This window comes from Methanobacterium sp., from assembly GCA_016222945.1.
Lineage (GTDB): Archaea > Methanobacteriota > Methanobacteria > Methanobacteriales > Methanobacteriaceae > Methanobacterium_D.
Genome location: JACRPY010000006.1, coordinates 258,845 through 283,824, shown reverse-complemented (window position 1 = coordinate 283,824; position 24,980 = coordinate 258,845). Strand labels below are relative to the sequence as shown.

Below are 24,980 nucleotides of genomic sequence, written 5' to 3'. Positions count from 1 at the left end.
AACCTTTTTTTTGATATGTATATGGAGGTATGGTAGATTTGAGTGAAAATCCAGTTAATTGGTGGCATATCGTAAATAAAATCAGCTATGATAAATCTACATGGGATTATTTGGAACCTGCAGAGATAGTGGAGATCCTGCAAAGGGTAACAGAAGCAAAAGAAAAGATAAAAGGACTAGATCAATATGTTCGTATACATTTAAGTCCTGCATTCAACAAATTACAAGTATTAATGGGTCCAGAGCATGAAATGAACGCAAAATGAACTAATAATCCCCTAATTTAATTTTTTTTTAATTATTCAGTTAATTATTTATTTAAGTTCTGCTAATTTTATATAATATTTATTTTAAAAATAGGGATCATTCTATTTTTTTAGATTAACCCTAAAATAAATCCAAAAATCATTTATTGATTTAAATAAAGTAAAATGGGCATTTTTAAAGGGTTAAAACACGCTATCAATTAAAACAGTGCAAAATAAACCTATCAAACATTTTAAATTGATTCCAAGGTAACTACATGAAGAAGATCGAAAAAGTTAAAGGAGAAGACTATGAAATCATATCTTCTAATGATAAATGCGTTGAATGTAGATTCCAATGTAAAGTCATTGTAACTTCTATGAAACAAATGAATATCTCCTGTAAACATCCTAAAGGACCGGGAAATCCAGATCATTGTATTTATTTTAAAAGTATGGAAATTTGAACAAAGGGATTATTACATTATTTAACTTGAAATATAAAAAAATAAGGCATGATTTAATATTTCAGCTTTAATTCCTTATTATTTTTAGTTAATTAGAGTTTATAAGAATATAACATTTTAAGAAATCTACTCAATATTTAGTCTATTAGAAATATTTAAGAACTATGTTTGATTAACAGTATAATCTCAGAAAAATTGGATGGAGAATTAAATGAAAAACAATAATAACGATGAAAAGTCAAATAAAATTCTGGATAATGCATATAAATGCAAACCAAATGATTTAGAGCAGTTACTTCATAAAATAGAAAGTGAAATTAAAAACAGCGCTTATGTTGATAATATTCTTTTAAGGGCTAAAACAGTTGTAACAAGTAAAATAGCATTAATGAACAGTAAATAATAATTAAAAAAAGAGTTATATCCTCTTTAAACCCATTCTTTTTAATATATCCAATTTTTGATATAAAATAATGAAATTTAATAACTTTTTTTATATGTTTCTGTATAATTTCATTTTAATAAAGAAAATATCATTTAAAAGAATCTAAAGTCATATTTTTACTATTTATAAGCTCTTTTGGAGGTTCCAAAGCCTTAAATTCCATTTGATACTTTAGAAGCAATTCTTGAGCATCTTCAGTTAAAGACGGAGCCACCAGAATACCGCGAACAAAATCTTTATGATCAATAAAATCATCAAGATATTTTTTCAACTGTTTAACTGCATTTACACCTGCACGCCTACTTTTAAGTTCTAAAACCACTAAATTACCATCCTTATCCTTTCCAAGAATATCAATGAAGCCTTCAGAGACTGAATATTCTCTGGATGTTGGTCTGAAACCATTTTCAATTAATTCCGGGTTTTCAAAAATCATTTGCCGCATATCCTCTTCATAACCGGCTAATTCTAATGTTTTACTGTCTTTACCAATATGATATGATATTAAATGTGTTTTGTGGATTTCTATTTCCAATAATTCTGACGGATTTCTACGAACTCCTGTAAGATAAACAAGCTTATTCTCCTTTTTTACCTGAAATTTGCAGTTTGGAGGTTGCCAGTTAACTGGCTCTAAATTATAATCTTGATGAACTAAAAAAGAGCCATCTGATTTAATAATTATAGTTCTATCTCCTGATCCAAGCCTACTTGTAGCTCTACCCCTATATTTTATTCTGCAACAAGCCATAATTACAAGAAAAGCTCTTTTAGATAGCGCTTCATTTATAAAATCGAGTAATTCGTCAGATTCAAGTTTTTCTTTTACTTTAATTTTCATGGTGCCCCATTTGTATAACTATTAATGTTTATAGGTGTTTTCATTGTTTTAAAGCTTAATTACTCCAATAATAAAATATTATCCAATTCTACTTTATTAATAGAAAATTGGCAATTTAATAGCAATTTTTTATTAAAAATTAATTAAAAAATATGTCTAATTTATATAAAACTCTTTAATAAACTAAATAAAATAAAAAAAATATAATAATATGTTTTTAATAGAGAAATAGAAAAATATTGATTAACTTTAAGCTAAGTTTTGACTAAACCTTTAGCCCATGCCCTTATTTCATCCCAGTCACGGTAATCCTGGCGTTTGGTGGTATCAATTCCTTGTTTTTCCAAATCTTTTTTAATGAAGCGGTTTGTGAATTTAAAGAGTAGACCATGATTTGCATCAGGATCGTAAACACTGCCAAAAAGCCCTAAATCAACTGGTGGATTGACCAGATTATCTGCAGCCACTTTTTTTAAGTATTTTTCCCATCCTTCTTCTTGTGTGTCTTCTTTGTTGGCTGCTCCGCAGGTGACAAATAATGCCACCTTCTTGCTTGCAAGATCAGATTTGTAGTTTTTAAGGAATTTAAGAGATCCTTTGGTCCATTTACCCATTTTAATTCCGCTTCCCACTACCACCAAGTCGTAGGGAGAAACATCGAAATTTTTTAGACCCCTTGCATCAACCAGGTCGGCTTCTATTCCTTCATCTTTGATAACTTTACTTATTTCTTGAGCAATTTCCGTGGCGGTGCCCCATCTAGTTCCATAAACTACTAATGCTTTCATTTTATTAACTCCTTAATTTTTTTTTAATTTCATGATTTTATAAGTTTTTATATTCTGTATATAAATTTAAAGATAATTTCTCCATTTTAGCCATGATTTCAAACAGATTTTGGATTTCAATATCTTCCAGTCCATTGAACAATGCCGTTATAGATTTGATATCATCTTCAGTTCTGTTTTCCCAAAATTTATGGCATTCTTCTGTAACCTTTAATCTTAATATACGGCGATTATTGGCATCCCGCTCGATTTTCAGTAATCCTCTTGATTCTAAACGAGTGGCAAGTTGTTTCACATTTTGATGAGTGGTACTCATTGCTTCAGCCATCTCTTGCATAGATGGAGGATGATCAAATGCATTTCCCAATGTAACTAACAATAACCATTGTTTAGTTGTTATCTGGTCCTTTTCAAACTCCTTGTTGATTATGTAACCCCAGCGTTGCTGAACCAGAAATAAAACAACCAGTATATATTTTTCCATATCCAACCTTTCTCTATTGAATTCTGCTTTAAGAGTATCTGAATCTTTCATTATCTCAACTCAAATCGATATTATTTAGGGGATCAAAATCTTTTAAAGAACCTTTTATTTTATTATAGAATCCAAGGGCAATAACTATTCCTCCTATTGTAGCTATTACAAAAAACATAGCCTGGCCCCATACAACATTAACACCATTTTGAATCATGAAATAGATCATAGAAAGTATGGCAGTTCCCAGGAGAGATATTTTAACTATCAATATTGACATAAGAGCGTATCCCCATGCTTTACCCTTAAGAAGCATTATACCTGCAATCATAGCAGCTGGAACGAGAACTCCAAGATCTAGTGCTTGTATTCCCATGGTGGTGTAGTTTTCTAGCGAAGCCGGTGCCAGTCCAGTTATCAGTGATTCAATTATCATACTAAGCCACATAAATGCCAACATTGCAGCCATAAAGATTGTAAATATTCCTGCAATCTTAATTATTGTTCCTGAGGCAAAGCTGTTTTTAATAGCCTTCACATCTAAAGACATTAACCCATAGACAAATGTATACAACGATATGGAAAATATGGCCACGTAGACTAAAAATAGTTGATTATATGATGCCAAAAAGGACATTGACACATAACTGTACAGGAAGTAAAATATTGTTCCCATCCATAATAAATAACCTCTTAAAGAATCTTTGTAGACTAGATACAAAGATAAAAGCAGTATTGGCACACAAATTATGAGTGATATTAGATCTTGACCCATCATCTGAGCTGTGATAGATACAGTGTCATTTTTATACAGATTTTTCCAGAATAATCCAGATAAGGTGGCTATTATCGCCAAAATAGCGATTGTTATTGAATTTATATATATTATTTTTTTGTCCATTTTTTCAAACCCCATTGGTAATATATTACATGTTTAGGTAATATATTACCTAATAATGCAGACATACTATATAAACCTTTGGGAAAAGGAATTTTATGATATATGAAAATTCCAAATTAAATCAAAAAAGAATAGTTATCCCAGTTATAAACTAATATCATGATTTACAAGTTTAAAAATGCAGATTTCATAGAAAAAAACCATGTGAAAATGCATATTTACAATAATAAAGAAGAATTCCTCCAAGCTGCAGTAGTGTACCAGGAAACAGAAAAAGGACATTTAGAAGAATTTTACCATGAAAAAAGCGCCTTTATCTACTATATCCTGGAAGGGGAAGGTAAATGGATAATTGAAGATAAAGAATATGAAGTAAAAGCTCGTGACGTTGTAACCATTCCGCCAGGGAAAAGATTCTATTTTAAAGGAAATTTAAAACAATTGTGCATTACAGCTCCAGCATGGGATGAAAAATATGAAAAACATGTCAAATACATTAAAGAATAGATTAAAATAATTTTATTAGGCTGAATATTGATATAAATAACTGTTTTAAGCATCTGCTTATGATTAAGTTTATAAATAATCAAATATTAAACAAAGGAATAGGAGAAGTCTAAATGAAAACTAGGTATTATTTATTAATTTTTATATTATTTATAGTGGCAATTATAGCTTTTGCAGCCAGCTTACAACCCTCAGAACTCAGTCAAACTAGATTCAATAAAGAAATTTATCCTTCAGTATTGGATTACAACAAAACAAAGAGTTTAGAGATTTCTAATATTACTATTAAAGGAAAAGCAGTTGTTTTTGTAGATACGCTCAGTCAAGCATATTTATATAGAGGAACTAGTGGAGAAACATATTATTTTCACGTTAAAAATGAAACAAATACCTATGTAAATTTAAATTCCAATGAAACAATGACATTTTTCATTTTAGTTAATTATAATACAGAGCTATATGCTACAGGAAATTACTATAATCCTCAATTATTAGATTCAGGTCCTGCTTATTTTTACCGACCAGTTGCAGATTTCATAATTGTTTATTGGCCTGAAAACAAAATAGTAGGATGGAAAAGAGTATATGGTCCTAAAGAAGGACTTCCAAAAGAAATTCACTCACGAAAGATTATAACAAGTCTGGGATTGGTAGGATGGATTAAAAGTTTACCGGGTTACACAGAAATGTTATGGGTTGGCACTACTTTTGGAAATGATGGTGAACTTACACCCAACAACTTTACCATTCCCAATTAACCAATCCAATTTTTTAATACAAGAATGTGAATGTACAATAAAACATCTTAAGAAAAAATATCTATTGAACAACAATGTTCAACAATCTTAAAGGGTACTATTATTATTAACATCTTCTTTTGAAATTTAAAAACATTTATATAATGTAAAGCCGATAAATTTATAATTAGAATTGTAATTATTTATAATTAACAATTAGTTAAAGGTGGTTATTTATGCTCACATCCGTCCAAAAAGAAATATTGCAAAGCTTGATAAATTTGTACCGGAAATCAAAAGGTAAATCTATTAAAGGAGAAGAAATTGCCGAGATTATGAATCGTAACCCCGGAACTATAAGAAATCAGATGCAATCCTTAAGAAGTTTAGGGCTCGTAAAAGGCGTTCCAGGACCTCGTGGAGGATATAAACCCACTATTGAAGCTTACCACACCCTTAACATTACTACATCAGACAATGAAAAATTAGTGCCCATCTTTAAAAAAGGTAAAAAAGTGGGTGATTTAACTGTTGCAAAGATAGAATTTACAAGTATTCCTCATCCTGGAGAATGTGAAGCTACAATAAAAGTAATAGGCAACATTAAACAGCTTGATCTTGGTGACAAAGTAAGAATAGGCCCAACTCCAGTAAATAAGCTTGTAGTTAATGGTATGGTTGTGGGAAGGGATGATATGGATAATTTTTTACTCCTGGACACCACAAGTATAAGGAGCATCCCTCATAAATCTGTTATGCAGGTTGCAAGCCAGAACCTGATAACATTAGAGCCAAACATAAATATAAAAGAAGCAGCAAGCATCTTATCAAGTAATGAGATAGAAGGTGCTCCTGTTATTGAAAATAATGAAGTTACAGGAATTTTAACCTTAAGTGATATAACAAAGGCAATTGCAGAAGGTAAAGAAAGCTTAAAAATAGTAGAGGTCATGTCAAAACATATAATAACTGTTGAAGAAGACTTAATGATTTCAGATGCCATTGAAATCATGAACAAAAAGAAAATAGGCCGCCTTATTGTTGTAGACACTGATAAAATACCTGTTGGAATTGTAACCAGAACCGATCTTTTAGATAAAATTGCTGGTTTAAAATAAATTAAAAGATTTAAATACTCATTTTACATTAACTAATTATAATTAAATTATTTTCATTTATTTAATTATACTATTAATTCAGGTTGTGTGAAACTGAAAATTCAACATATGGAAATTAAAGACATAATGACTGTTCTTGATTTAATAAAAGAAATGGAGAAATCAGGAGTTCTTGGCGCAGGCAAATTAGCTAAAGCCACCTATTTATTTGCAGATTCTATAAAAGATAAGGATACTACTATTTTTTTAAGCGTTGCAGGACCTCTTGTACCTGGAGGACTAAGGAAAGTCATAGCCGATTTAATTAAAGATGGTTTTGTAGACGTTTTAATAACAAGCGGAGCCAATATAACCCATGATCTGGTTGAATCCTTTGGAGGAAGTCACTATAAAGGAATATATGCTGATGACGAAGAATTATGCCAGCAAGGAATGGGAAGAATCGGTGATTTATATACTAAATCTGAAGATTTTGAAGCATTTGAAGCAAAAATAACTGAAATTCTAACTAAAATAGCAGAAAAAAAGAAAATCATTTCTATAAGAGAATTTTTAACTGAAATTGGAAATATGATTGAAGATGAAGATTCTATACTTAAAATAGCAGCCCAAAAAGGTGTTCCTATTTATGCACCAGGCTTAATTGACAGCATGCTGGGTCTGCAGCTTTGGATGTTTACACAGGATAAAGAATTCCATCTTGATGCTGTTGGGGATATGCACGAGCTTTCAGATATCGTTTTTGAATCAAAAAAAGTTGCAGCTGTGCTTCTTGGCGGAGGATTACCTAAACATTATGCATTAGCCTCAAATCTATTGAAAGGAGGAGTTGATGCTGCAATTCAAGTTACTATGGATAGAAGTGAAACTGGAAGTCTCAGCGGCGCGCCTTTAGAGGAGGCAAAATCATGGGCTAAGGCTAAAGCTGGTTCTAACCTTGTTACAGTGGTTGGAGATGTGACCATAATATTTCCAATGATGGTTGCTGGTGCAAGGGAAATTATAAATAAATAAAAATAAATAAACAATATCTAATTAAAAGAATATTTTCTATTAACTTTTTTATAATTAATTGGTTTAATAAGACCTGTTTTTATTTAAGGAGAGATAATTTGTTAGAAATACTACTATATCCATTATCCGGATTTTTCATGAAAATATCCGATGATATGCACGATAAAAAGAATAATAAACTTCTGGGAATGCTTGCAGGAATTTTATGTGGGTTGTTTCTTGGATATTTAGTTACAATCAGCGTGGATGCGGCTTATATTTTCTTTGGAGTTTTTATTGGAACATTTCTTGCAAAAAAAATAAACTGCATCAATCATATTGTTACAGCAGTTATATTTTTAATAGTTGCATTTTTAATAGGATTTCCCACAATTGGAATCATTACATTGGCTATTTGTACAATTGCTGCTTTTGTTGATGAAATAGGGAATGATAATCCCAAATTCTATAAAAATAGGTTTCTCAAAACTTTTTTTGAGTACAGATTCGCCCTTAAAACCGTCATTTTTATACTTGCAATATTTGGATTAATTAACAGTTTTTATCCTGCGTTCCAGATTTATGGAGTCCATTTTATGGCAATTCAAACGTTTTTATACTTTATTATGTTTGAATTAGCCTATGAATTTGCAGGTTTGAAATTCGATGCAATCTATGAAAGAATTTACAGCATAATTGAAACTCCTGAGTAATTAAGACTCGATACTTTCAATTATATCTTTAACTGCTTTTTCAGGGTCTTTTGACAGATAAATTGATCTTCCAACAATTAATGCATCTGCAAAATTTAATGTTTCCTTTGGATCTCCACCCTGGGCACCTACACCTGGAGAAATAATGAATGAATCATCTCCCACAATTTTTCTAATCTTTCGGAGACGATCTAATTTAGTTGAAGGTCCTACATAGTTAGTTATTCCCATTCTAATGCCCATTTCAGCAATGTCTTCTGCATCTTTTTGAATAAACATTGAAGCACCAGGATGGGACATTTCAGTTAAAAGGAAGATTTCTCTGTTATAATCTTCGGCAGAATTCATGCAAGCTTGGACACTGTCTTCACCTACAAATCCATGAACAATAATTGCATCTGCACCTGCTTCAAATGTAAGATTAGCTATTTTTTCGTTAGTTTCAGGAATATCTGCAACTTTAAAATCGGCGATTATTTTGCAATTAAAATTTTCCTCTAATTTGGAAATCGATTTAAGTCCTTCACTTAAAACTAAAGGGTAGCCAATTTTAATTGTGTTTATATAATCTGAAACATTTTCAACTATTTCAAGAGCTTCTTCCATATTTAAAACGTCGAGCGCAAGAATTATGTTATTTTTAATTTCCATAATCTTATTTGATCATATGCGCTTAAATGATTTTCTCATTAAGTGAAAAATTTTGTTTTATTAACTGAATTAAGCTTGAAACAAAAACTTTATATATATTTTTCATTCAAGTATACTTGAGAAAAATTAAAGGAGATTTTAACGTGCATATAATGGAAGGATTTTTACCATGGCAATGGTGTCTTTTTTGGTACATTGTGGCCTTACCAGTAGTTGCTTATGGTGTAATACAAATAAAAAAGATTACAGACGAAGATCCAGAATCTAAACCTCTTTTAGCAGTTTCAGGAGCGTTTATTTTTATTTTATCATCTCTCAAATTACCTTCAGTTACAGGGAGCTGTTCACATCCTACAGGTACTGGATTATCTGCAGTACTTTTTGGCCCTGCAGTTACCAGTGTTTTAGGTGCTATCGTATTAGTATTCCAAGCTTTATTTATAGCTCATGGTGGAATAACAACTCTAGGAGCTAATATTTTTTCAATGGGTATCGTAGGTCCATTTGCAGCCTGGTTGGTTTACAAAGGTGTCCAAAGAATTGGATGGGGTCCTTCAATTGGAATATTTTTAGCAGCAGTTGCTGGTGACTGGTTAACGTATGTTACCACTGCTACTCAACTATCTTTGGCCTTCCCAGTTCCCACATTTGGTGCAGCATTTGCAAAGTTTATGGTAATATTTGCCTATACTCAGGTTCCTCTGGCTATAGCAGAAGGTCTTTTAACTGTAATTGTGTTTGATTACATAATGAAGCTTAGACCTGATATTCTGGTAAAATTAAAAGTTATCAGCCCTAAAGTAGATGGAACTTCAAAGGTGGTGGTCTAATGGTAGATAAAAAACCAATTATTTTACTATGTCTTGTTGCAATAATTATTGCAATCCCTCTGATAATGTTCAATGGTATGGGTGAAGATCAAGGATATTTTAGTGGAGCTGATTCTTTAGCAGGGCCTGCTATTGAATCAACAGGATATCATCCCTGGTTTAACTCGATTTGGGAACCTCCCAGTGGCGAAATAGAAAGCCTCCTTTTCGCTCTTCAAGCAGCTATTGGATCCCTAATAATTGGATATGTATTTGGATATTACAATGGTCAAGCAAAAGAGCGTAAAAGACAGGAAAAAGAATTAAAAGAAGTAAATGAAACCATCAGTAAATAAGGAGTTAATAAATAAAAAAAATAACTGGTAATAATCATGTTTGAAAACACACTGGATAATTATGCTCACTCCAACAACCTTAAAGATATGAATATTTATTTTAAGGTTTTACTTGGAATTTTAACCATGTTAGTGAGTTTAATATCTACATCTCCGGTGGTTCCCCTTATTATTACTATTTTTATGTCTATTTTAATCGTCTTTAAAGCTAAAATTTCATGGAAATTCTATTTAAAATTTTTCCTTATTCCATTTAGCTTTGGATTGTTAACATTTGTTTTTATGGCCTTATTTTTTGGAGTGGGTAGCCATGTCTTGGAATTTGGAATATTCAATCTTGCAGTGACTGAAGATGGTTTTAACCTCGGATTTCTTGTTTTTGCAAGGATGCTAGGCGGTTTCACATGTTTGGCGTTTCTGGCACTTACTACCCCTATGACTGAACTTTTTTCAGTGTTAAAACTTGTTAAAATACCCAGAATTGTCTTAGAACTTGCAATGCTCATGTACCGCTATATATTTGTGTTTCTGGATGAAGCAATTAACATGTATCATTCTCAAGAGACTCGCCTTGGTTATTCATCCCTTAAAAAATCATTTAAGTCCATGGGAATGTTAGGAAGCAACCTTTTCATAAGAACATGGGACAAAGGAGAGCAAGCTTATATCGCCATGGAATCAAGATGTTATGATGGTTCCATAAAAACTTTTAAGGAACCTGAAGGCATTGGAAGCATTGGTGCTTATAAAATAGTGTTTTTGGTGTTGTTTGAATTAGTTCTTGTTCTTGGGGTGTATTTTACAGGTAATTTCAAAATCTTTTAAAATTATTTGATTAAAATAATTTAGAGCCAGAAATTAGATATTTTTTATATATATTGAATGGTAAAATTGAAACTATTGAAATTATAGATTAAAATTAAATCATGATAAAATCTAATTTATTAATCACAGGTGAATCAATGAATGTAATCGAAACTAAAGACATCACATATCATTATCCTGACGGTACAGAAGCCTTAAAAAGTGTGGATTTTAAAGCAGAAGATGGAAAAATTGTTGCACTTTTAGGTCCTAATGGTGCAGGGAAATCAACATTATTTTTACATTTTAACGGGATTTTAAGACCTTCAAAAGGAAATGTTATTGTAAATGGGAAACCAGTGCAGTATGATAAGAAGGGATTGATGAATGTAAGGCAGAATGTAGGAATAGTATTCCAGAATCCTGATGATCAACTTTTTGCACCTACAGTAGTGGAAGATGTGGCTTTTGGTCCTATGAACTTAGGATTATCTAAAGAGGAAGTTGAAAAACGGGTTAATGAATCTTTAAAACGTGTGGGAATGGATGGATTTGAAAAAAAACCTCCTCATCACCTTAGCGGAGGCCAAAAAAAGAGAGTGGCTATTGCCGGGATTTTGGCCATGAAGCCTAAGATAATGGTTTTAGATGAACCTACATCAGGTCTGGATCCAAAAGGAGCCTCGCAAATTCTCAAAATACTGTATGAACTAAATAAAGAAGGCATGACTATAATTATATCCACCCATGATGTTGATTTGGTGCCATTGTATGCTTATCAAGTTTATATAATTAGTAAAGGAGAGATTATTAAAGAGGGAAGTCCTCAAGAAGTGTTTGGAGATGTTGAAACCATAAGGAATGCTAATTTAAGGCTTCCACGGATTGCTCATCTTATGGAAATACTGCAGAAAGAGGATGATTTGCCTATTGATAAGCCTTATCCGCTTACCATTGGTGAAGCCCGAAGAAAATTAAAGAAGCATTTTGATGATTAAATATTCCGCATTTAATATAATATGGGTGATAAAATGAAAATAGGAATCTGTGATACAACTTTTGCAAGGGTAGACATGGGAGCGCAGGCTATAGATGAGATTAAACAACATGTGGGAAATATTAAATTTATAAGACGCACTGTTCCTGGAATTAAGGATCTTCCTGTGGCTTCAAAGAAATTAATTGAAGAAGAAGGTTGTAAAATGGTAATAGCACTTGGAATGCCAGGTCCTGAAGAAAAAGATAAGATTTGTGCCCATGAAGCTTCAACTGGCCTTATAAAAGCCCAGCTTATGACAAATACCCATATTTTAGAAGTTTTTGTTCATGAAGATGAAGGTGAGAATGCAAAGGACCTTAGAGAGCTTGCAGAAAACCGTGCCCGTGAACATGCACAAAATTTGGTTAAGATGTTATTTAAGCCTAAAGAAATGGAAAAAGAAGCAGGTAAAGGTATGAGAGAGGGTCGACCAGATGTTGGACCTGTTTAAGGCTGTTTTTTATTAACTGCCTTAAAATTGCGACTTGCAATTCTTTATTTTTATATTAGAATTAGGAGTTTTAAGTAATTTATTTTAAATTGTTTTTTTATTGATTTTGCTTATAATTAACTGTTTATTCTTGTATTAAATCCTTTTTAAGCTATAATGGGCTAATAAATCATATTATGGTCACTGCGTGTGATTAGTCTTTAAATTAAGCCGTTTCTTATAAAAATTTTATTATTAATTAGATAATTATATAGTAAAGCACGCATAATAAATATTAATAATCCAACAAATTATAATGTTGATTAAATGCCAAGTGCGAATATTCTAATTATTGAAGATGAAAGCATTACCTCCATGGGTATAAAAAATAAGCTTGAGCGCCTAGGATATACTGTTTCAGGAATTGAAACATCAGGAAACGACGCTATCAAAAAAGCGGGAGAGCTTAACCCTGACTTAATATTAATGGATATTGTTTTAAAAGGAGAAATTGATGGCATAAACGCTGCTAAAAAAATAAATCAACGTTTTAGCATTCCAATTGTGTATTTAACTGCTTATTTTGATAATGAAACCCTTAAAAGAGCAAAATTAACCAATCCTGGCGGTTACATAACAAAACCATTTAGTGATAGTGACTTAAAAAGTACAATAGAAACTGCTCTTTATAATCACGGTTTAGAAAAGAAATTAAAAGAAAGTGAAGAGCTTTACCGCAACCTTTTTAAATATTCTTTAAATGGTGTGGCTTTACATGAAATTGTAACTGATGATAAAGGCCATCCTGTAGATTATATATTTTTAGATGTTAATCCTGCATTTGAAAAACTTACTGGGCTTAGATCTGAAGATATAATCGGTGAAAGGGTTACTCACATATTGCCAGATATAACAAAAACCAGTTTAATTGAAAAGTATGGTGATGTGGCATTAAAAGGCAATTCAATTCATTTTGAAGAGTATTCACCAGATTTAGACAAGTTTTATGAAATTTCTGCATTTTCTCCATGTAAAAACCAGTTTGCAGCTGTTTTTTCAGATATAACTAAACGAAAATTAGATGAAACCACTTTAAAGGAAAGTAAAAAGAAATATAAGGATCTTACAGAGCTTTTACCTCAAATAATCTGTGAATCTGACAAAAATGGAATTATAACTTTCTGTAATCCAGTTACCTATGAGTTAACAGGTTATTCTAAGGAAGATTTTGATAAGGGACTTAATATATCCCAAATGGTGATTCCTGAAGATAAAAAAAGGATTAAAGATAATTTAAAGAGGATTATTCATGGGGAAAACCCAACGGGGCGTGAATATACGGCTCTTAAAAAAGATGGCAGTACTTTTCCCATAAATATATATTCGTCTCCCATTATTCAAGATGGGGAGTTTATGGGATTAAGATCATTGGTTATTGATATTACTGATATTAAAAACATGGAATTATCCTTGAAAAAGTCCAAAAAGAAATACAAAGCCTTAATAAAAGCTTCTCCAGAAGCTGTTATTGTAACTAACCTTGATGGAATAATTGATTTTGTGTCACCGAAGACACTTGATTTAGGTGGTTTTAAAAATTTTGAAGATATTCTGGGTAAAAGTGCTTTTGAATTTATTGCTCCCGAATACAGGCAAAAAGCTATTTCAGACTTCCATAAAACTCTAAACCAAGGATTATCTAAAAATGCAGAATATAAAATCCTTAAATCAGACGGATCTGAGTATATAGGGAACTTAAATGCATCTTTAATCAAAAATGAGAATGATGAGATAGAATCAGTTGTTTGCACCTTACGAGATATAACCAAAATAAAAAAAGCAGAAGATGCTATTAAAAAATCAGAATCATATTATAGAACTATATTTGAGAATACAGGTACAGCAACATTGATTGTTGACGAAGATTCTACTATTTCTCTTATAAATACAGAAGGTGAAAAACTCTGTGGATATAAAAAAGAGGAAGTAGAAGGGAAAATAAGCTGGAAAAATTTTGTTTTAGATGATTATATCGAAAAAATGGAAGAATATCACCATATTCGAAGAATTAATCCGGATTTACCTCCAAGAAATTATGAATTCGAACTTGTTGATAAATATGGTAATATTAAAGACATATTACTGACTGTTGCTTTAATTCCTCAGACTAAAAAAAGTTTGGTGTCTCTTTTAGATATTACTGATAAAAAACAATCCAGAAGAGCCCTTTTTGAAAGCGAGAAAAAATATAGGCAGCTGGTTGAAAATGCGCATGAAGGTATATGGTCAATTGACTCCGAGGGTATTACAACATTTGTAAACCCTCGAATGGCTGAAATGTTAAATTATAATATTGAAGAAATCATAGGAAAACCTATATTTTCATTTATAGAAACTAAAGATATTGAAACAGCAAAAAAATATATAAAAAGATCTGCAGACGATATCAAAGGACAAAATGACATTAAATTTATTAAAAAAGATGGTTCAAAAATTTATACCAGCATAGAAACATCCCCAATTCTTGATGAAGATGGAAATACCATTGGAGTGTTATCTTTAGTGGCTGATATTTCCAAACGTAAAAAAACAGAAAAAGAAATTAAAGCATCGTTAAAAGAAAAGGAAATATTGCTTAAGGAAATTCATCATAGAGTCAAAAACAATTTACAGATAATAAGTTCGCTTTTAAACCTTCAAACTGGATATATTAATGATGAGGATACACTTGATGTTTTTAAAGAGAGTCAGAATCGTGTAAAATCAATGTCCATGATTCATGAAAAGCTTTACAGATCAAAAAGCATGGTTAAAATTGATTTTGGAGAATATGTAACTGATCTAACTAGGAATTTATTTTATAATTATAAAATAGATAGAAGTATTATAGAATATAATACAAAAATTGATAATATCTTTTTTGACATAAATACGGCGATTCCATGTGGCTTAATAATAAATGAACTTGTTACAAACTGTTTAAAGCATGCATTTTCCGATATTGAAGCCCAGAAATCATTATATGAGCCATTCACCCCTACAAACACCAAAAATGAGATAACCATCGAACTCACTCCCTTAGATGATGAATTCGCACTGACTGTTGCAGATAATGGTATTGGATTCCCAGATAATACTAATTTTAGAAATACCAAGTCATTAGGACTGCAGTTAGTAAATAATCTTGTTGAACAACTAGACGGTACAATTAAACTTGATAAAACTAACGGTACCAAGTTTAGAATTATATTTAAAGAATTAAAATATAAAGAAAGGATTTAACGGTTATATTTGAAGAAATAGAATATTAAAAAAAATAACGATTCACATCAAAGGAATTGCATCGCATGGATAGAAAAAAATGGAGTTTTTAAAATGAGTACAAATGAAAAAAATTGGGAAGAAATGGAGGAAGATGAAGAATGTAATGAAGAGCTTCGCCGATACGCAGAAAGAACTTTGCGCCATAAAAAAGAATACAAACTGCCCTCAATCGCTTTAAAAGATATCAGTAGTCTAATTCATGAACTTCAAGTACACCAAATTGAACTGGAAATGCAGAATGAAGAGCTTCACCGCAGCCAAATTGCTACAGAAAGTATGAATCGTAAGTATTTTGATCTTTACAATTTTGCCCCCATTGCTTATTTTTCATGTGATCAAAAAGGGATGATAAATGACGTTAATCTAGAAGGAGCTTCCCTTTTAGGTCAAGAAAGATGTAATCTTTTTCAAACCGCGTTTATTCGCTTTTTTACTCCAGATTCAAGAAAAATATTTCACCAGCACATGAAAAAGGTTCTTGATACTTTAGAAATAGAAAAATGTGAAGTTGAAATGTTAAGATGTGATGGAGAACCATTTCATGCCATTTTAGAAACTATGGTGGTTATTAACAGCCATGGAACTTGTAAAGAATTTCGAACCGCAGTTATTGATATTACAAAACACAAAATACTGGAAGAACAGCTACAAAAATCACTGGATGAAAGAGAACTGCTCTTTGCAGAAATACGCCAACGGGTTAAAAACAACATGGAAACCATGTCTCTTCTTCTGGAACTCCATTCCAAATATATAAATGATGAAGAATCACTGGAAATTTTCAGGGAATATCAAAACCGAACAAAATCAATTGCCATCATTCATGAAAAACTATGTGAGTCTGATGACCTTAAACATATTAATTTTAAGGATTACCTTCAAAAATTAGTCAACAATTTAAAACAATCTTATCATTTAAGCCCAGATATCAAATTAATTTTGAATGTGGAAGAAATTTATCTGGATATAAATACCGCCATTCCCTGCAGCTTAATCATCAACGAACTGGTTTCAAACTGTATGAAACATACTTTTGGGAATGATGAAGGTGAAATTTACATAAATTTTCAATCAGTGGACAATCAATTGAAATTAAAAGTGAAAGATACAAGTAATGGGTTTTCAGAAATTCCAAATAATGAAAGCATTGATTCACTGAGTTTAGAAATTGTGAATAATTTAGTAAGCCAACTTAATGGAACAATTAACCTTGAAAATAGTAAAGGAACTGAATTTAAAATTGAATTTCAAGAAAAAGAATACTGCAAGTTATAATTAACCAATATTAAGATTAATACAAATATACTATCAAAATAATTGCTCAAAATTATATTTTACATCATTTTTATAAATCATTTTTACAATATTTTAATACTTTTAAGCTTCAAATATATAGATAAATACAGATTAAATAAAAATGCCAAAATTTCCAGAAGATTGTTTCCATAATACATTAAAAAAAGACATTGTATTGTCTAAAAATAATGAATATTATCGCTGGTTAGTGAAATCATGGAATATGATACTATTAAACCAATAGTTTCCTTTCGTCAAGCTGTTATCATTGCCCTTATTTTACTAATTATTTTCTGTGCATTAACCTTCTTTTTACCAGATGAAAGACTCAAACTCATATTCAGTGACCTTTTATTACCATTAGCTGCCATTTTAGCATCTTTCAGTTTGTTTTATGCAGCTAAATGCTCTAAAATTTATTCAAAGAAACTTTATATCGCTTGGATGCTTATAGCTGCAGGTCAGCTGTTTGGAGCATTAGGAGCAATAGCATGGCTGATTTTTGAACTGATACTAAACCAACAACCATTTCCCTCTTTAGCAGATGTCTTTTACCTGACATATTATCCTCTATTTCTTGCAGGAATTTTTTATTTGCCATTTAAGCATTTAACTCGTACTGATAGAGCTAACATGATTCTGGATATCAGTATCGTTATGGTTGCTGCTTTACTCCTCTTTTGGAATTTTTTAATTGGCCCTACTCTTGAACTTAGTGCTGGGCAGCCATTATGGGCAATTATACTCTCTGTAGCATATCCTATCTTTGATTTAATGTTAATATTTCCTTTACTGATGCTAATTTTTCAGCGTTTTGAATTGAAAAACCAGTGGCCCCTACTCCTTCTAATGTTTAGTTCTATGATGATGATTATAACTGATTCATTTTTCGGCTACCAATCCATTTTAGGTGTTTACATAAGTGGAGGCCCATTAGATATAGGTTATATGGTTGCATATATACTGGCTGGCCTGGCTGGAATATTACAGGCAAATAATATAATCAATACGCCTCCAAACGAAACTAAAAAAACAGATACGCCCCCAAAATCCGAAACTATAGAATATAAAACAAAACAAAACAACTTAACCCTTTATCTACCTTACTTATGGGTTCTAATTCCCTATTTTCTGTTGATATGGAGCCATTACTACAAAATATACACAGATTTCCTCACACTGGCATTAGGAGTGTTTATAATCATTGGTTTGACCATCACTCGGCAAATTTTAACTTTAAATGAAAATAGATGGCTTAATGAACAGTTGCAAAATGCCCATGATAAACTGGAAATGAGAGTCAAAAAAAGAACTGCAGAACTTGTAGATGCAAATGAAGAACTACAAAATGAAATTATTGAGCGAAAAAAAGCAGAAGAAGAATTAGAACTAAAAGCCAGGCTTTTAGATGCGGCCACAGATTCAATAATGTTGCATGACATGGATGGAAATCCACTCTATATGAACCAAACCACCTACACATCGCGAGGTTACACTAAAGATGAAATGATGAATTTGAACCTTCGTGAATTAGAGGCTCAAGAATATAGAACTAAGATGAAAACAAGGATTAAAGATTTGATTGAGAATGGTGAAGCAATCTTTGAGACGGCTAATTACCGTAAAGACCAATCAGTAGTCCCTGTGGAAATACATGCTCAAATTATTGAATCTAAAGGTAAAAAGCTTATTCTGGGTGTTGCCCGTGATATCACCCAACGTAAAATTAATGAAGCCAAACTTAAAAATTATCAGGAACATCTGGAAGAACTGGTAGAACAACGTACTGGCGAACTTGAAAAGATTAACCAGCTTCTATTAAAAGAAATAGACGAACGAAAACATATTGAAAAAGCTTTAAAAGAATCTGAATCAGCATATAAGGCCATATTTGAAAATACTGGGACTGCAACAATGATCGTTGAAGAAGATACTTCTATTTCCTTAATAAATGCAGAAGCTGAAAGATTAACTGGCTATTTGAAAGAAGAAATTGAAGGTAAAAGACACTGGATAGAATTCATATACAAAGACGACTTAGAAAAAATGAAAACCTACCATCAATTACGGAGAACCGAACCATTGACTGCTCCAAAGACTTATGAGGCCCGGGGCATTTTTAAAGAGGGTAAAATTCGGAATGTTATTATAACTGTAGATATCATCCCTGGAACCACCAAAAGCGTGGCATCCTTTTTAGATATTACTGAGCGTAAACAGGCAGAAAAACAAATAAAAGCTTCATTAAAAGAAAAAGAGGTTCTTCTTCGAGAGGTGCATCACAGAGTTAAAAATAACATGCAAATAATATCCAGCCTTTTAAATATTCAGACTTATCAAATAACTGATAAAAAAGCCCTAAATATATTCAAAGAAAGCCAGAATAGAGTTAAATCCATGGCCATGATCCACGAAAAACTGTATCAATCTAAAGACCTGACCCTGATTGATTTTTCAGATTACATTGCCAGTTTAACATCCAGCATTTTCAGTTCATATGAAACCGATTTAAAACGTATAAAATGGGACATAAATGCCGAACACATATTAATTGGTGTTGATACTGCAATTCCATGTGGCCTTATCATTAATGAGCTGGTAACAAACTCCCTAAAACATGGTTTTGTTGATGGAAGAAAGGGAAAGATAACTATTGATCTTCACCATTATGAAAAAGATAAATTTAAACTAACAGTTAAAGATGATGGTATCAACTTCCCTGAAAATATTGACTTTAAAAACACGAAAACAGTAGGTTTACAACTAATAAATGGTTTAGTAGAACAGCTTGATGGTACTATTGAGCTTGACAGAAGTCATGGTACTGAATTCACAATCATATTTAAAGAATTAAAATATACAGAAAGAATTTGAATATTTTCATGGTTTATTAGTTTAAAATTGTAATTAGGGACCCTCTACAGAGGTTTTGAAATGAAAGATGCAAATAAAACTAAAGAACAACTTCTTCGAGAATTACATAAAACAAGAAAAAAAGTAGCGAAACTTGAAAAATTAGAATCTGAAATCCAAAAAACAAACATTCGGGCAGCAAATTTAACTTTATTGAAGGAACTGCTCATAGGAAAACGTGCGCTAACTGAAAAACTAAAGTCTATTACTGATAGTGTAGTTTATATTTTTGAAGCAGATTTTGCCAGGATCTGGATGACTAAAGATGGCGATCTATGTAATAAAGGCTGTATTCATGCCTCCGTAACGGAAGGCCCACATATATGCCGTGATAGAAGCCACTGCCTGCATCTTATGGCCAGTTCCGGACGTTACACCCATATTGATGGATACCACCGCAGAGTACCCTTAGGTAGCTATAAAATAGGGCGAGTAGCCAGTGGAGATGATCCTAAATTTATTACCAATGATGTGACCCACGATCCACAGGTTCACGATCATGAATGGGCTAAAAATCTGAGATTAGTTAGTTTTGCAGGTTATAGGCTCTTATCTCCAGATAAAAAGCCCATAGGTGTTTTAGCCCTTTTTAGTAAAGATAAAATTCACCGTGAACAAGAGGCATTGCTGGAGGATTTAGCCAGCACAACATCCCAAATGATACTGGTGAGAAATATGGAATGGGAATTAAATGTAGCTGATGCCAAGCTCCAAACCCTCTTTGAAAAAAGCAAAACTCCTATGATGTTTATTGATGAAGACACCAAAATAATTCAAATAAATAATGAATGTGAAAAATTTACCGGCTATTTAAAGGAAGAAGTTGAAGGTAAAAAGAGCTGGAAAGAATTCGTATCTAAAAAAGACGATCTGGAGCGAATGACAGAATATCATCGTTTGCGAAGAATCGATGCAGAAAGTGCACCACAATCCTATGAATTTCAATTTATGGACAAAAAAGGCCAGTTAAAAGATATTAATGTAACTGTAGAAATGGTTGACGGCACGAAACTAAGTTTAGCCGCCCTTCAGACCATACATAAGAAGAATAATATGAAAAATTGAAATCCTATCTCTTGCATAAATTATGTATGCTATTAAATTCAAAGTAATAAATAGAATTAAGGAGTTTAAACACTTTATACAAAAATAAGGATGAATTTAATTAAATGGAGATGGTAGAGTGAAAGAAGACGTATTTTACGGTAAAGGAATGGCACATGTAAAAGAAGACTATCCTGACATATATAAGGCCGTTGTAGGGTTAAACGAAGCAGCATACACTGGAAAAGCCCTTGACTACAAAACACAGAAATTAATTGCCCTCGGAATTACTGCAGCAGCGTCTGATGACCGGGCAATGAAAAAGCAGATGCAGAGTGCCATAACTGAATTTGGCATAACCAAAGATGAAATAGTGGACGTTTTAAGAGTAGTTCTATTAACATCTGGAAACCCTCCATTCACCAAAGCAATGCACATATTATACAAAATCACCAAAGAATAAGCTGATTTAGCTTCAATTTTTTTATTTTTAATTGCAATAACAATAATCGTTTATTTTATTTCTTATATACTAATTTTAGAAAGCCTATAATAATACATTATATTAAAATAAATCCTATTAATACGAATTAACCGAAAATATAAATACATTGATAGTATATATAACTATTACAAATAAAGGAGGTGAAATGTATGGTTAACGCGATAGTCGCTGCGATATTGTCTTTCATAATCCCTGGATTAGGTCAGATACTATTAGGTGAAACTCAAAAAGGATTAATATTCTTAGTTATTGCTATAATACTAATTGTATTATCAAGTGTATTAAGTATGTATATTGGTATAATATCATTATTATTCGCTATATACGCTGCTTACGACGCATACCAGCTTGCAAACGCATAATCTTAAATAATAGCAGTTTTATCATTGAATAGTGATATTATTGATGAATTTAAATTATAATTTTTTTTTCTTTTTCAATTAGATAAAGCTTTAAATAATTAACATAACCTTTTTATATAAACCCGATCTAATAATGATCACCGCCAATTATGGTGACATACTAACTTTTTTTGAGACATAGTCTCATGGATGTGGCGAAAGCTGAACAAAAAGAGGTGTTTTTTAATGTATAAATATATAAGAGACGCATGGAAAAATCCTAGCGATTCCTTCGTAAAAGAGCTAATGCAAGAAAGAGCTCCCATATGGAGAAGAGAAAGTACAGTACAAAGAATAGACAGACCTACTCGAATTGACAAGGCAAGGTCCCTTGGATATAAAGCTAAAAAAGGATATATTGTTGTAAGAACAAGAATTAGGCGTGGTGGAAGGCGTAAAAGCAGATTCACCGCTGGAAGAAAACCTAAAAGAATGGGTGTTAAAAAAATAACTCCTATAAAATCCATAAAAAGAATAGCTGAAGAAAGAGTAGCCAGAAGATATCCTAACTTAGAAGTTTTAAACTCATACTGGGTATGGGAAGATGGGAAATTCAAATTCTTTGAAGTTATATTAGTTGATCCAAGTCATCCATCAATTAAAAACGACAAAAACATAAACTGGATCTGTGAAAAACAGCATACAGGCCGTGTGCACCGTGGACTCACCAGTGAAGGTAAAAAGACCCGTGGACTTAGAGGAAAAGGAAAAGGCGCTGAAAAGGTAAGATAAACCTTAAATTCTTTTTTTAAAAAAATTAAAGGTAAAAATACATGATCCATAACATTTCATATCGTGTATTTGTTTATGGAACAGAAAATGAGGAAAAGGTTAGAGAAGCAATTAAAACTCTCTTTCCTAATTCCACTCCTCAAACCAATACCATTGAAGGTTATTTTAAAAATCCTGTTTTAATACTAAATGACAAACTCACAAAAAACAGTGAAATAAAAGAATTTGTTAAAATATTAAAGCAAATAGATGAACCATCCCAAAAAAGACTTCTAAATGAATTAGAAAACAAGATGGATGAAAAGGGAAATTTATTCTTAAGATTCGACAAACAAAGAGCCTATCTTGGAAATTTAAAGATAATTGAACATGGCGACACCATACACGTTAAAATAAAGATAGCCGCATATCCTGCAAAAAAAGAAAACGCAATTAAACTTGCAAAGGAACTTTTTGGTGTATAAAAATGTTTTTTGACTTTAATGTTCATATAAATCCCAGATTAGCAGAAGAATCAAAAAGATTAGGCTACAACGGCGTTACACTTATCCAATCATCTAAAACTTATGATAAAGATAAAATAAAGAATATTAGAGAAATTAATGATGATTTTAGCATATTTAGTGGTGTGGAAATATATGCAAAAAATGCAAATGACCTAAAAAATAAAATCCAAAAGTATAGAGAAGTAACAGACGTTATAATAGTAAATGGTGGGGATTTAAAAATAAATAGGGCAGCATGTGAAGATCCACGAGTAGATATGCTTTCAAATCCATACAAAGGAAGAAAAGATAGTGGAATAAATCATATAATAGCAAAAAAAGCTTCAGAAAACGAAGTTGCAGTTGAACTAAGTATCAACTCATTAATTAAAACCAGATCATCAATTAGAACAAAAATATTAAGCCAATTTAGAGATATTCTCAAGCTCCACCATAAATTTGGATTTCCAATTATAATAACAAGTAATGCTCAGTCAATATATGATCTTAGAACTCCTAAGGACATAATTGCACTTGCATACCACTTTGGAATGACTTCTAAAGAAGCAGAAGATTCACTATCAAAAAATCCGCTCCATATAATAGAAAGAAGTAGAATAAGAAAAAATATTATAGTAAAAGGGGCTAAAAAAATTGAAGATGAATAAAATGAAGCTTAAAATACTTCCCCCTACACTTCGAAACAAAAAAAGGTATATAGCCTTTGAAGCTATCTCCAAAGTGCCTTTAACACGAGAAAATGTGATATCTTTAGTATGGGAAGCTTCATTAAATTTCCATGGCGAATGTAAAACAAGCAACTTCAATTTATGGATTATGAAAGTATGGAACATAAAATCTTCAAATGACAAATACATCATTAAAGGAATTATTCAATGTAATAGAGACGAATTAATCGCAGTAAGAGCTGCAATATCACTTATAACAAACTTTAAAGGTAAAAAAGTAGTGTTCCACACTCTTGGAATTTCAGGGACAATTAAAGCAGCGACAAAAAAGTTTATTAAACTAGAAAACAAACATAAATAAATAGTTTTAAACTATGTTTGAATTCGCTAAATTAGCAGTATTAAAAGTCCTAAATTAAATATAATTAAATCCAATATAAAATCATATTTAAAAAAACAAATTCATTAGTTTAATTGAAAAATAATAGAGAGGTATAATATATGCAACCGATGCCAGGAGCAGGATATGATAGGGCTATAACAGTATTTAGCCCAGATGGAAGACTTTTTCAGGTTGAATATGCGAGAGAAGCTGTAAAAAGAGGTACAACTTCATTAGGTGTTAAATCTCGTGAGGGTATCGTACTTGTTGTTGATAAACGACCCACCAGCAGCCTCGTTGAACCAAAATCCATAGAAAAAATATTCCAGATTGATGAACATATTGGTGCAGCGACCTCCGGACTTGTAGCTGATGCAAGGGCCTTAATCGAAAGAGCAAGGATAGAATCACAGGTAAACAAAATAACCTATAATGAACCAATTAGGGTGGATAGTTTAGCCAAAAAAATATGTGATATGAAACAAATGTACACCCAACATGGCGGTGTAAGACCTTTTGGTTCAGCCCTAATAATCGGAGGAGTAACTGAAAATGGATGCAGGTTATTTGAAACCGATCCAAGTGGTGCTTTAATTGAATACAAAGCAACAGCAATAGGTGCTGGAAGACAAATAGCAATGGACGAATTCGAAAAAAAATATAGAGAAGACATGGGAATAAACGAAGCCATTGATTTAGCATTAGACGCAGTTTATGAAGCCACAGAAGGTAAAACCAGTGCTGAAAGTGTAGAAATCGCAGTAATCGAATTTGAAAATAAAAAATTCAGAAAGTTAACAGAAGAAGAAATAGAAGAATATGTTGAAGAACTTCTCTTAAGAAAACCTAAAGAAGATGAAGAAGAGGAAGAGGTAGAAGAAGAGGAGTAA

The 24,980-nt window shown here is 31.8% G+C and carries 29 protein-coding genes; 24 read left to right on the top strand and 5 right to left on the bottom strand.

Annotated features, from left to right (window positions below):
* Positions 1-29: 29 nt before the first annotated feature.
* The 3 genes from HZC47_10545 to HZC47_10535 all read left to right on the top strand — a co-directional run bounded on the left by HZC47_10545 (position 30) and on the right by HZC47_10535 (position 1,115).
* Positions 30-266 (top strand): hypothetical protein, encoded by a 237-nt coding sequence (locus tag HZC47_10545; protein MBI5681323.1) that lies wholly within the window; start codon positions 30-32, stop codon positions 264-266.
* A gap of 257 nt (positions 267-523) precedes the next feature.
* Positions 524-712, top strand: coding sequence for a hypothetical protein (locus tag HZC47_10540; protein MBI5681322.1), 189 nt, complete (start codon positions 524-526; stop codon positions 710-712).
* 211 nt (positions 713-923) lie between these two features.
* A complete protein-coding gene (locus tag HZC47_10535; GenBank protein MBI5681321.1) occupies positions 924-1,115 on the top strand; it encodes a hypothetical protein in 192 nt (63 codons plus the stop codon).
* Between the two features lie 130 nt (positions 1,116-1,245).
* Here HZC47_10535 and nucS read toward each other — a convergent pair whose 3' ends face one another.
* The 4 genes from nucS to HZC47_10515 all read right to left on the bottom strand — a co-directional run bounded on the left by nucS (position 1,246) and on the right by HZC47_10515 (position 4,162).
* Entirely contained in the window at positions 1,246-1,998 is a 753-nt protein-coding gene (gene nucS / locus HZC47_10530) for an endonuclease NucS (GenBank protein MBI5681320.1), read from the bottom strand.
* Between the two features lie 254 nt (positions 1,999-2,252).
* Positions 2,253-2,786 carry a flavodoxin domain-containing protein gene (locus HZC47_10525; GenBank protein MBI5681319.1) on the bottom strand — a complete coding sequence of 178 codons (534 nt, stop codon included), beginning with the start codon at positions 2,784-2,786 and terminating at the stop codon, positions 2,253-2,255.
* Between the two features lie 37 nt (positions 2,787-2,823).
* Complete coding sequence (locus HZC47_10520; GenBank protein ID MBI5681318.1) at positions 2,824-3,321, bottom strand: MarR family transcriptional regulator; 498 nt, start codon at positions 3,319-3,321, stop codon at positions 2,824-2,826.
* 4 nt (positions 3,322-3,325) lie between these two features.
* Complete coding sequence (locus HZC47_10515) at positions 3,326-4,162, bottom strand: hypothetical protein (protein ID MBI5681317.1); 837 nt, start codon at positions 4,160-4,162, stop codon at positions 3,326-3,328.
* Between the two features lie 159 nt (positions 4,163-4,321).
* On the opposite strand from HZC47_10515, the gene HZC47_10510 reads away from it, so the two are divergent.
* From HZC47_10510 to HZC47_10490, 5 genes are all read left to right on the top strand, one after another.
* Positions 4,322-4,669: a cupin domain-containing protein gene (locus tag HZC47_10510; GenBank protein ID MBI5681316.1), complete on the top strand. Its 348-nt coding sequence runs from the start codon at positions 4,322-4,324 to the stop codon at positions 4,667-4,669.
* 113 nt (positions 4,670-4,782) lie between these two features.
* Positions 4,783-5,427, top strand: coding sequence for a hypothetical protein (locus HZC47_10505; protein MBI5681315.1), 645 nt, complete (start codon positions 4,783-4,785; stop codon positions 5,425-5,427).
* Positions 5,428-5,642: 215 nt separating this feature from the next.
* Complete coding sequence (locus tag HZC47_10500; protein ID MBI5681314.1) at positions 5,643-6,524, top strand: CBS domain-containing protein; 882 nt, start codon at positions 5,643-5,645, stop codon at positions 6,522-6,524.
* A 108-nt stretch (positions 6,525-6,632) separates the two neighbouring features.
* Positions 6,633-7,538 carry a deoxyhypusine synthase gene (locus HZC47_10495; GenBank protein MBI5681313.1) on the top strand — a complete coding sequence of 302 codons (906 nt, stop codon included), beginning with the start codon at positions 6,633-6,635 and terminating at the stop codon, positions 7,536-7,538.
* A gap of 137 nt (positions 7,539-7,675) precedes the next feature.
* Complete coding sequence (locus HZC47_10490; protein MBI5681312.1) at positions 7,676-8,230, top strand: hypothetical protein; 555 nt, start codon at positions 7,676-7,678, stop codon at positions 8,228-8,230.
* On the opposite strand, the gene pyrF is transcribed toward HZC47_10490, so the two are convergent.
* Positions 8,231-8,881 carry an orotidine-5'-phosphate decarboxylase gene (gene pyrF / locus HZC47_10485; GenBank protein ID MBI5681311.1) on the bottom strand — a complete coding sequence of 217 codons (651 nt, stop codon included), beginning with the start codon at positions 8,879-8,881 and terminating at the stop codon, positions 8,231-8,233.
* Between the two features lie 143 nt (positions 8,882-9,024).
* Between pyrF and cbiM the strand changes: the two genes are divergently transcribed.
* The 16 genes from cbiM (at position 9,025) to psmA (ending at position 24,980) form a co-directional block, all read left to right on the top strand.
* Positions 9,025-9,711 (top strand): cobalt ECF transporter S component CbiM, encoded by a 687-nt coding sequence (gene cbiM / locus HZC47_10480; GenBank protein ID MBI5681310.1) that lies wholly within the window; start codon positions 9,025-9,027, stop codon positions 9,709-9,711.
* Positions 9,711-10,046, top strand: a complete 336-nt coding sequence (locus tag HZC47_10475) for an energy-coupling factor ABC transporter substrate-binding protein (GenBank protein MBI5681309.1) — start codon at positions 9,711-9,713, stop codon at positions 10,044-10,046. The genes cbiM and HZC47_10475 overlap by 1 nt, the downstream gene beginning before the upstream one ends.
* Positions 10,047-10,082: 36 nt before the next feature.
* The gene (gene cbiQ / locus HZC47_10470; GenBank protein ID MBI5681308.1) at positions 10,083-10,871 is read left to right on the top strand and encodes a cobalt ECF transporter T component CbiQ; all 789 of its coding nucleotides are present in this window, start codon (positions 10,083-10,085) and stop codon (positions 10,869-10,871) included.
* 137 nt (positions 10,872-11,008) lie between these two features.
* Positions 11,009-11,848 (top strand): ATP-binding cassette domain-containing protein, encoded by an 840-nt coding sequence (locus HZC47_10465; protein MBI5681307.1) that lies wholly within the window; start codon positions 11,009-11,011, stop codon positions 11,846-11,848.
* Between the two features lie 33 nt (positions 11,849-11,881).
* Positions 11,882-12,340 carry a riboflavin synthase gene (locus tag HZC47_10460; protein MBI5681306.1) on the top strand — a complete coding sequence of 153 codons (459 nt, stop codon included), beginning with the start codon at positions 11,882-11,884 and terminating at the stop codon, positions 12,338-12,340.
* A gap of 306 nt (positions 12,341-12,646) precedes the next feature.
* On the top strand, positions 12,647-15,601 hold the full coding sequence (locus tag HZC47_10455; GenBank protein ID MBI5681305.1) for a PAS domain S-box protein: 2,955 nt from the start codon (positions 12,647-12,649) through the stop codon (positions 15,599-15,601).
* Between the two features lie 93 nt (positions 15,602-15,694).
* A complete protein-coding gene (locus HZC47_10450; protein ID MBI5681304.1) occupies positions 15,695-16,918 on the top strand; it encodes a PAS domain S-box protein in 1,224 nt (407 codons plus the stop codon).
* Positions 16,919-17,155: 237 nt separating this feature from the next.
* Positions 17,156-19,813, top strand: a complete 2,658-nt coding sequence (locus HZC47_10445) for a PAS domain S-box protein (protein ID MBI5681303.1) — start codon at positions 17,156-17,158, stop codon at positions 19,811-19,813.
* 60 nt (positions 19,814-19,873) lie between these two features.
* A complete protein-coding gene (locus HZC47_10440; GenBank protein ID MBI5681302.1) occupies positions 19,874-20,917 on the top strand; it encodes a PAS domain S-box protein in 1,044 nt (347 codons plus the stop codon).
* 118 nt (positions 20,918-21,035) lie between these two features.
* On the top strand, positions 21,036-21,359 hold the full coding sequence (locus HZC47_10435; GenBank protein MBI5681301.1) for a carboxymuconolactone decarboxylase family protein: 324 nt from the start codon (positions 21,036-21,038) through the stop codon (positions 21,357-21,359).
* A 191-nt stretch (positions 21,360-21,550) separates the two neighbouring features.
* A complete protein-coding gene (locus HZC47_10430) occupies positions 21,551-21,763 on the top strand; it encodes a hypothetical protein (protein MBI5681300.1) in 213 nt (70 codons plus the stop codon).
* A gap of 225 nt (positions 21,764-21,988) precedes the next feature.
* On the top strand, positions 21,989-22,534 hold the full coding sequence (locus HZC47_10425) for a 50S ribosomal protein L15e (GenBank protein ID MBI5681299.1): 546 nt from the start codon (positions 21,989-21,991) through the stop codon (positions 22,532-22,534).
* Positions 22,535-22,575: 41 nt separating this feature from the next.
* Positions 22,576-22,998: an RNA-binding protein gene (locus HZC47_10420; GenBank protein ID MBI5681298.1), complete on the top strand. Its 423-nt coding sequence runs from the start codon at positions 22,576-22,578 to the stop codon at positions 22,996-22,998.
* Between the two features lie 2 nt (positions 22,999-23,000).
* A complete protein-coding gene (locus HZC47_10415) occupies positions 23,001-23,687 on the top strand; it encodes a ribonuclease P (GenBank protein MBI5681297.1) in 687 nt (228 codons plus the stop codon).
* A 1-nt stretch (position 23,688) separates the two neighbouring features.
* Complete coding sequence (locus HZC47_10410) at positions 23,689-24,069, top strand: ribonuclease P (protein ID MBI5681296.1); 381 nt, start codon at positions 23,689-23,691, stop codon at positions 24,067-24,069.
* Between the two features lie 140 nt (positions 24,070-24,209).
* Positions 24,210-24,980, top strand: coding sequence for an archaeal proteasome endopeptidase complex subunit alpha (psmA, locus tag HZC47_10405; protein ID MBI5681295.1), 771 nt, complete (start codon positions 24,210-24,212; stop codon positions 24,978-24,980).

Bases quoted from the DNA above. Each gene is read 5' to 3' on its own strand.
- HZC47_10545 (MBI5681323.1), top strand. From the start codon at position 30: ATGGTAGATTTGAGTGAAAATCCAGTTAATTGGTGGCATATCGTAAAT.
- HZC47_10540 (MBI5681322.1), top strand. From the start codon at position 524: ATGAAGAAGATCGAAAAAGTTAAAGGAGAAGACTATGAAATCATATCT.
- HZC47_10535 (MBI5681321.1), top strand. From the start codon at position 924: ATGAAAAACAATAATAACGATGAAAAGTCAAATAAAATTCTGGATAAT.
- nucS (MBI5681320.1), bottom strand. From the start codon at position 1,998: ATGAAAATTAAAGTAAAAGAAAAACTTGAATCTGACGAATTACTCGAT.
- HZC47_10525 (MBI5681319.1), bottom strand. From the start codon at position 2,786: ATGAAAGCATTAGTAGTTTATGGAACTAGATGGGGCACCGCCACGGAA.
- HZC47_10520 (MBI5681318.1), bottom strand. From the start codon at position 3,321: ATGAAAGATTCAGATACTCTTAAAGCAGAATTCAATAGAGAAAGGTTG.
- HZC47_10515 (MBI5681317.1), bottom strand. From the start codon at position 4,162: ATGGACAAAAAAATAATATATATAAATTCAATAACAATCGCTATTTTG.
- HZC47_10510 (MBI5681316.1), top strand. From the start codon at position 4,322: ATGATTTACAAGTTTAAAAATGCAGATTTCATAGAAAAAAACCATGTG.
- HZC47_10505 (MBI5681315.1), top strand. From the start codon at position 4,783: ATGAAAACTAGGTATTATTTATTAATTTTTATATTATTTATAGTGGCA.
- HZC47_10500 (MBI5681314.1), top strand. From the start codon at position 5,643: ATGCTCACATCCGTCCAAAAAGAAATATTGCAAAGCTTGATAAATTTG.
- HZC47_10495 (MBI5681313.1), top strand. From the start codon at position 6,633: ATGGAAATTAAAGACATAATGACTGTTCTTGATTTAATAAAAGAAATG.
- HZC47_10490 (MBI5681312.1), top strand. From the start codon at position 7,676: ATGAAAATATCCGATGATATGCACGATAAAAAGAATAATAAACTTCTG.
- pyrF (MBI5681311.1), bottom strand. From the start codon at position 8,881: ATGGAAATTAAAAATAACATAATTCTTGCGCTCGACGTTTTAAATATG.
- HZC47_10475 (MBI5681309.1), top strand. From the start codon at position 9,711: ATGGTAGATAAAAAACCAATTATTTTACTATGTCTTGTTGCAATAATT.
- cbiQ (MBI5681308.1), top strand. From the start codon at position 10,083: ATGTTTGAAAACACACTGGATAATTATGCTCACTCCAACAACCTTAAA.
- HZC47_10465 (MBI5681307.1), top strand. From the start codon at position 11,009: ATGAATGTAATCGAAACTAAAGACATCACATATCATTATCCTGACGGT.
- HZC47_10460 (MBI5681306.1), top strand. From the start codon at position 11,882: ATGAAAATAGGAATCTGTGATACAACTTTTGCAAGGGTAGACATGGGA.
- HZC47_10455 (MBI5681305.1), top strand. From the start codon at position 12,647: ATGCCAAGTGCGAATATTCTAATTATTGAAGATGAAAGCATTACCTCC.
- HZC47_10450 (MBI5681304.1), top strand. From the start codon at position 15,695: ATGAGTACAAATGAAAAAAATTGGGAAGAAATGGAGGAAGATGAAGAA.
- HZC47_10445 (MBI5681303.1), top strand. From the start codon at position 17,156: ATGGAATATGATACTATTAAACCAATAGTTTCCTTTCGTCAAGCTGTT.
- HZC47_10440 (MBI5681302.1), top strand. From the start codon at position 19,874: ATGAAAGATGCAAATAAAACTAAAGAACAACTTCTTCGAGAATTACAT.
- HZC47_10430 (MBI5681300.1), top strand. From the start codon at position 21,551: ATGGTTAACGCGATAGTCGCTGCGATATTGTCTTTCATAATCCCTGGA.
- HZC47_10425 (MBI5681299.1), top strand. From the start codon at position 21,989: ATGTATAAATATATAAGAGACGCATGGAAAAATCCTAGCGATTCCTTC.
- HZC47_10420 (MBI5681298.1), top strand. From the start codon at position 22,576: ATGATCCATAACATTTCATATCGTGTATTTGTTTATGGAACAGAAAAT.
- HZC47_10415 (MBI5681297.1), top strand. From the start codon at position 23,001: ATGTTTTTTGACTTTAATGTTCATATAAATCCCAGATTAGCAGAAGAA.
- HZC47_10410 (MBI5681296.1), top strand. From the start codon at position 23,689: ATGAAGCTTAAAATACTTCCCCCTACACTTCGAAACAAAAAAAGGTAT.
- psmA (MBI5681295.1), top strand. From the start codon at position 24,210: ATGCAACCGATGCCAGGAGCAGGATATGATAGGGCTATAACAGTATTT.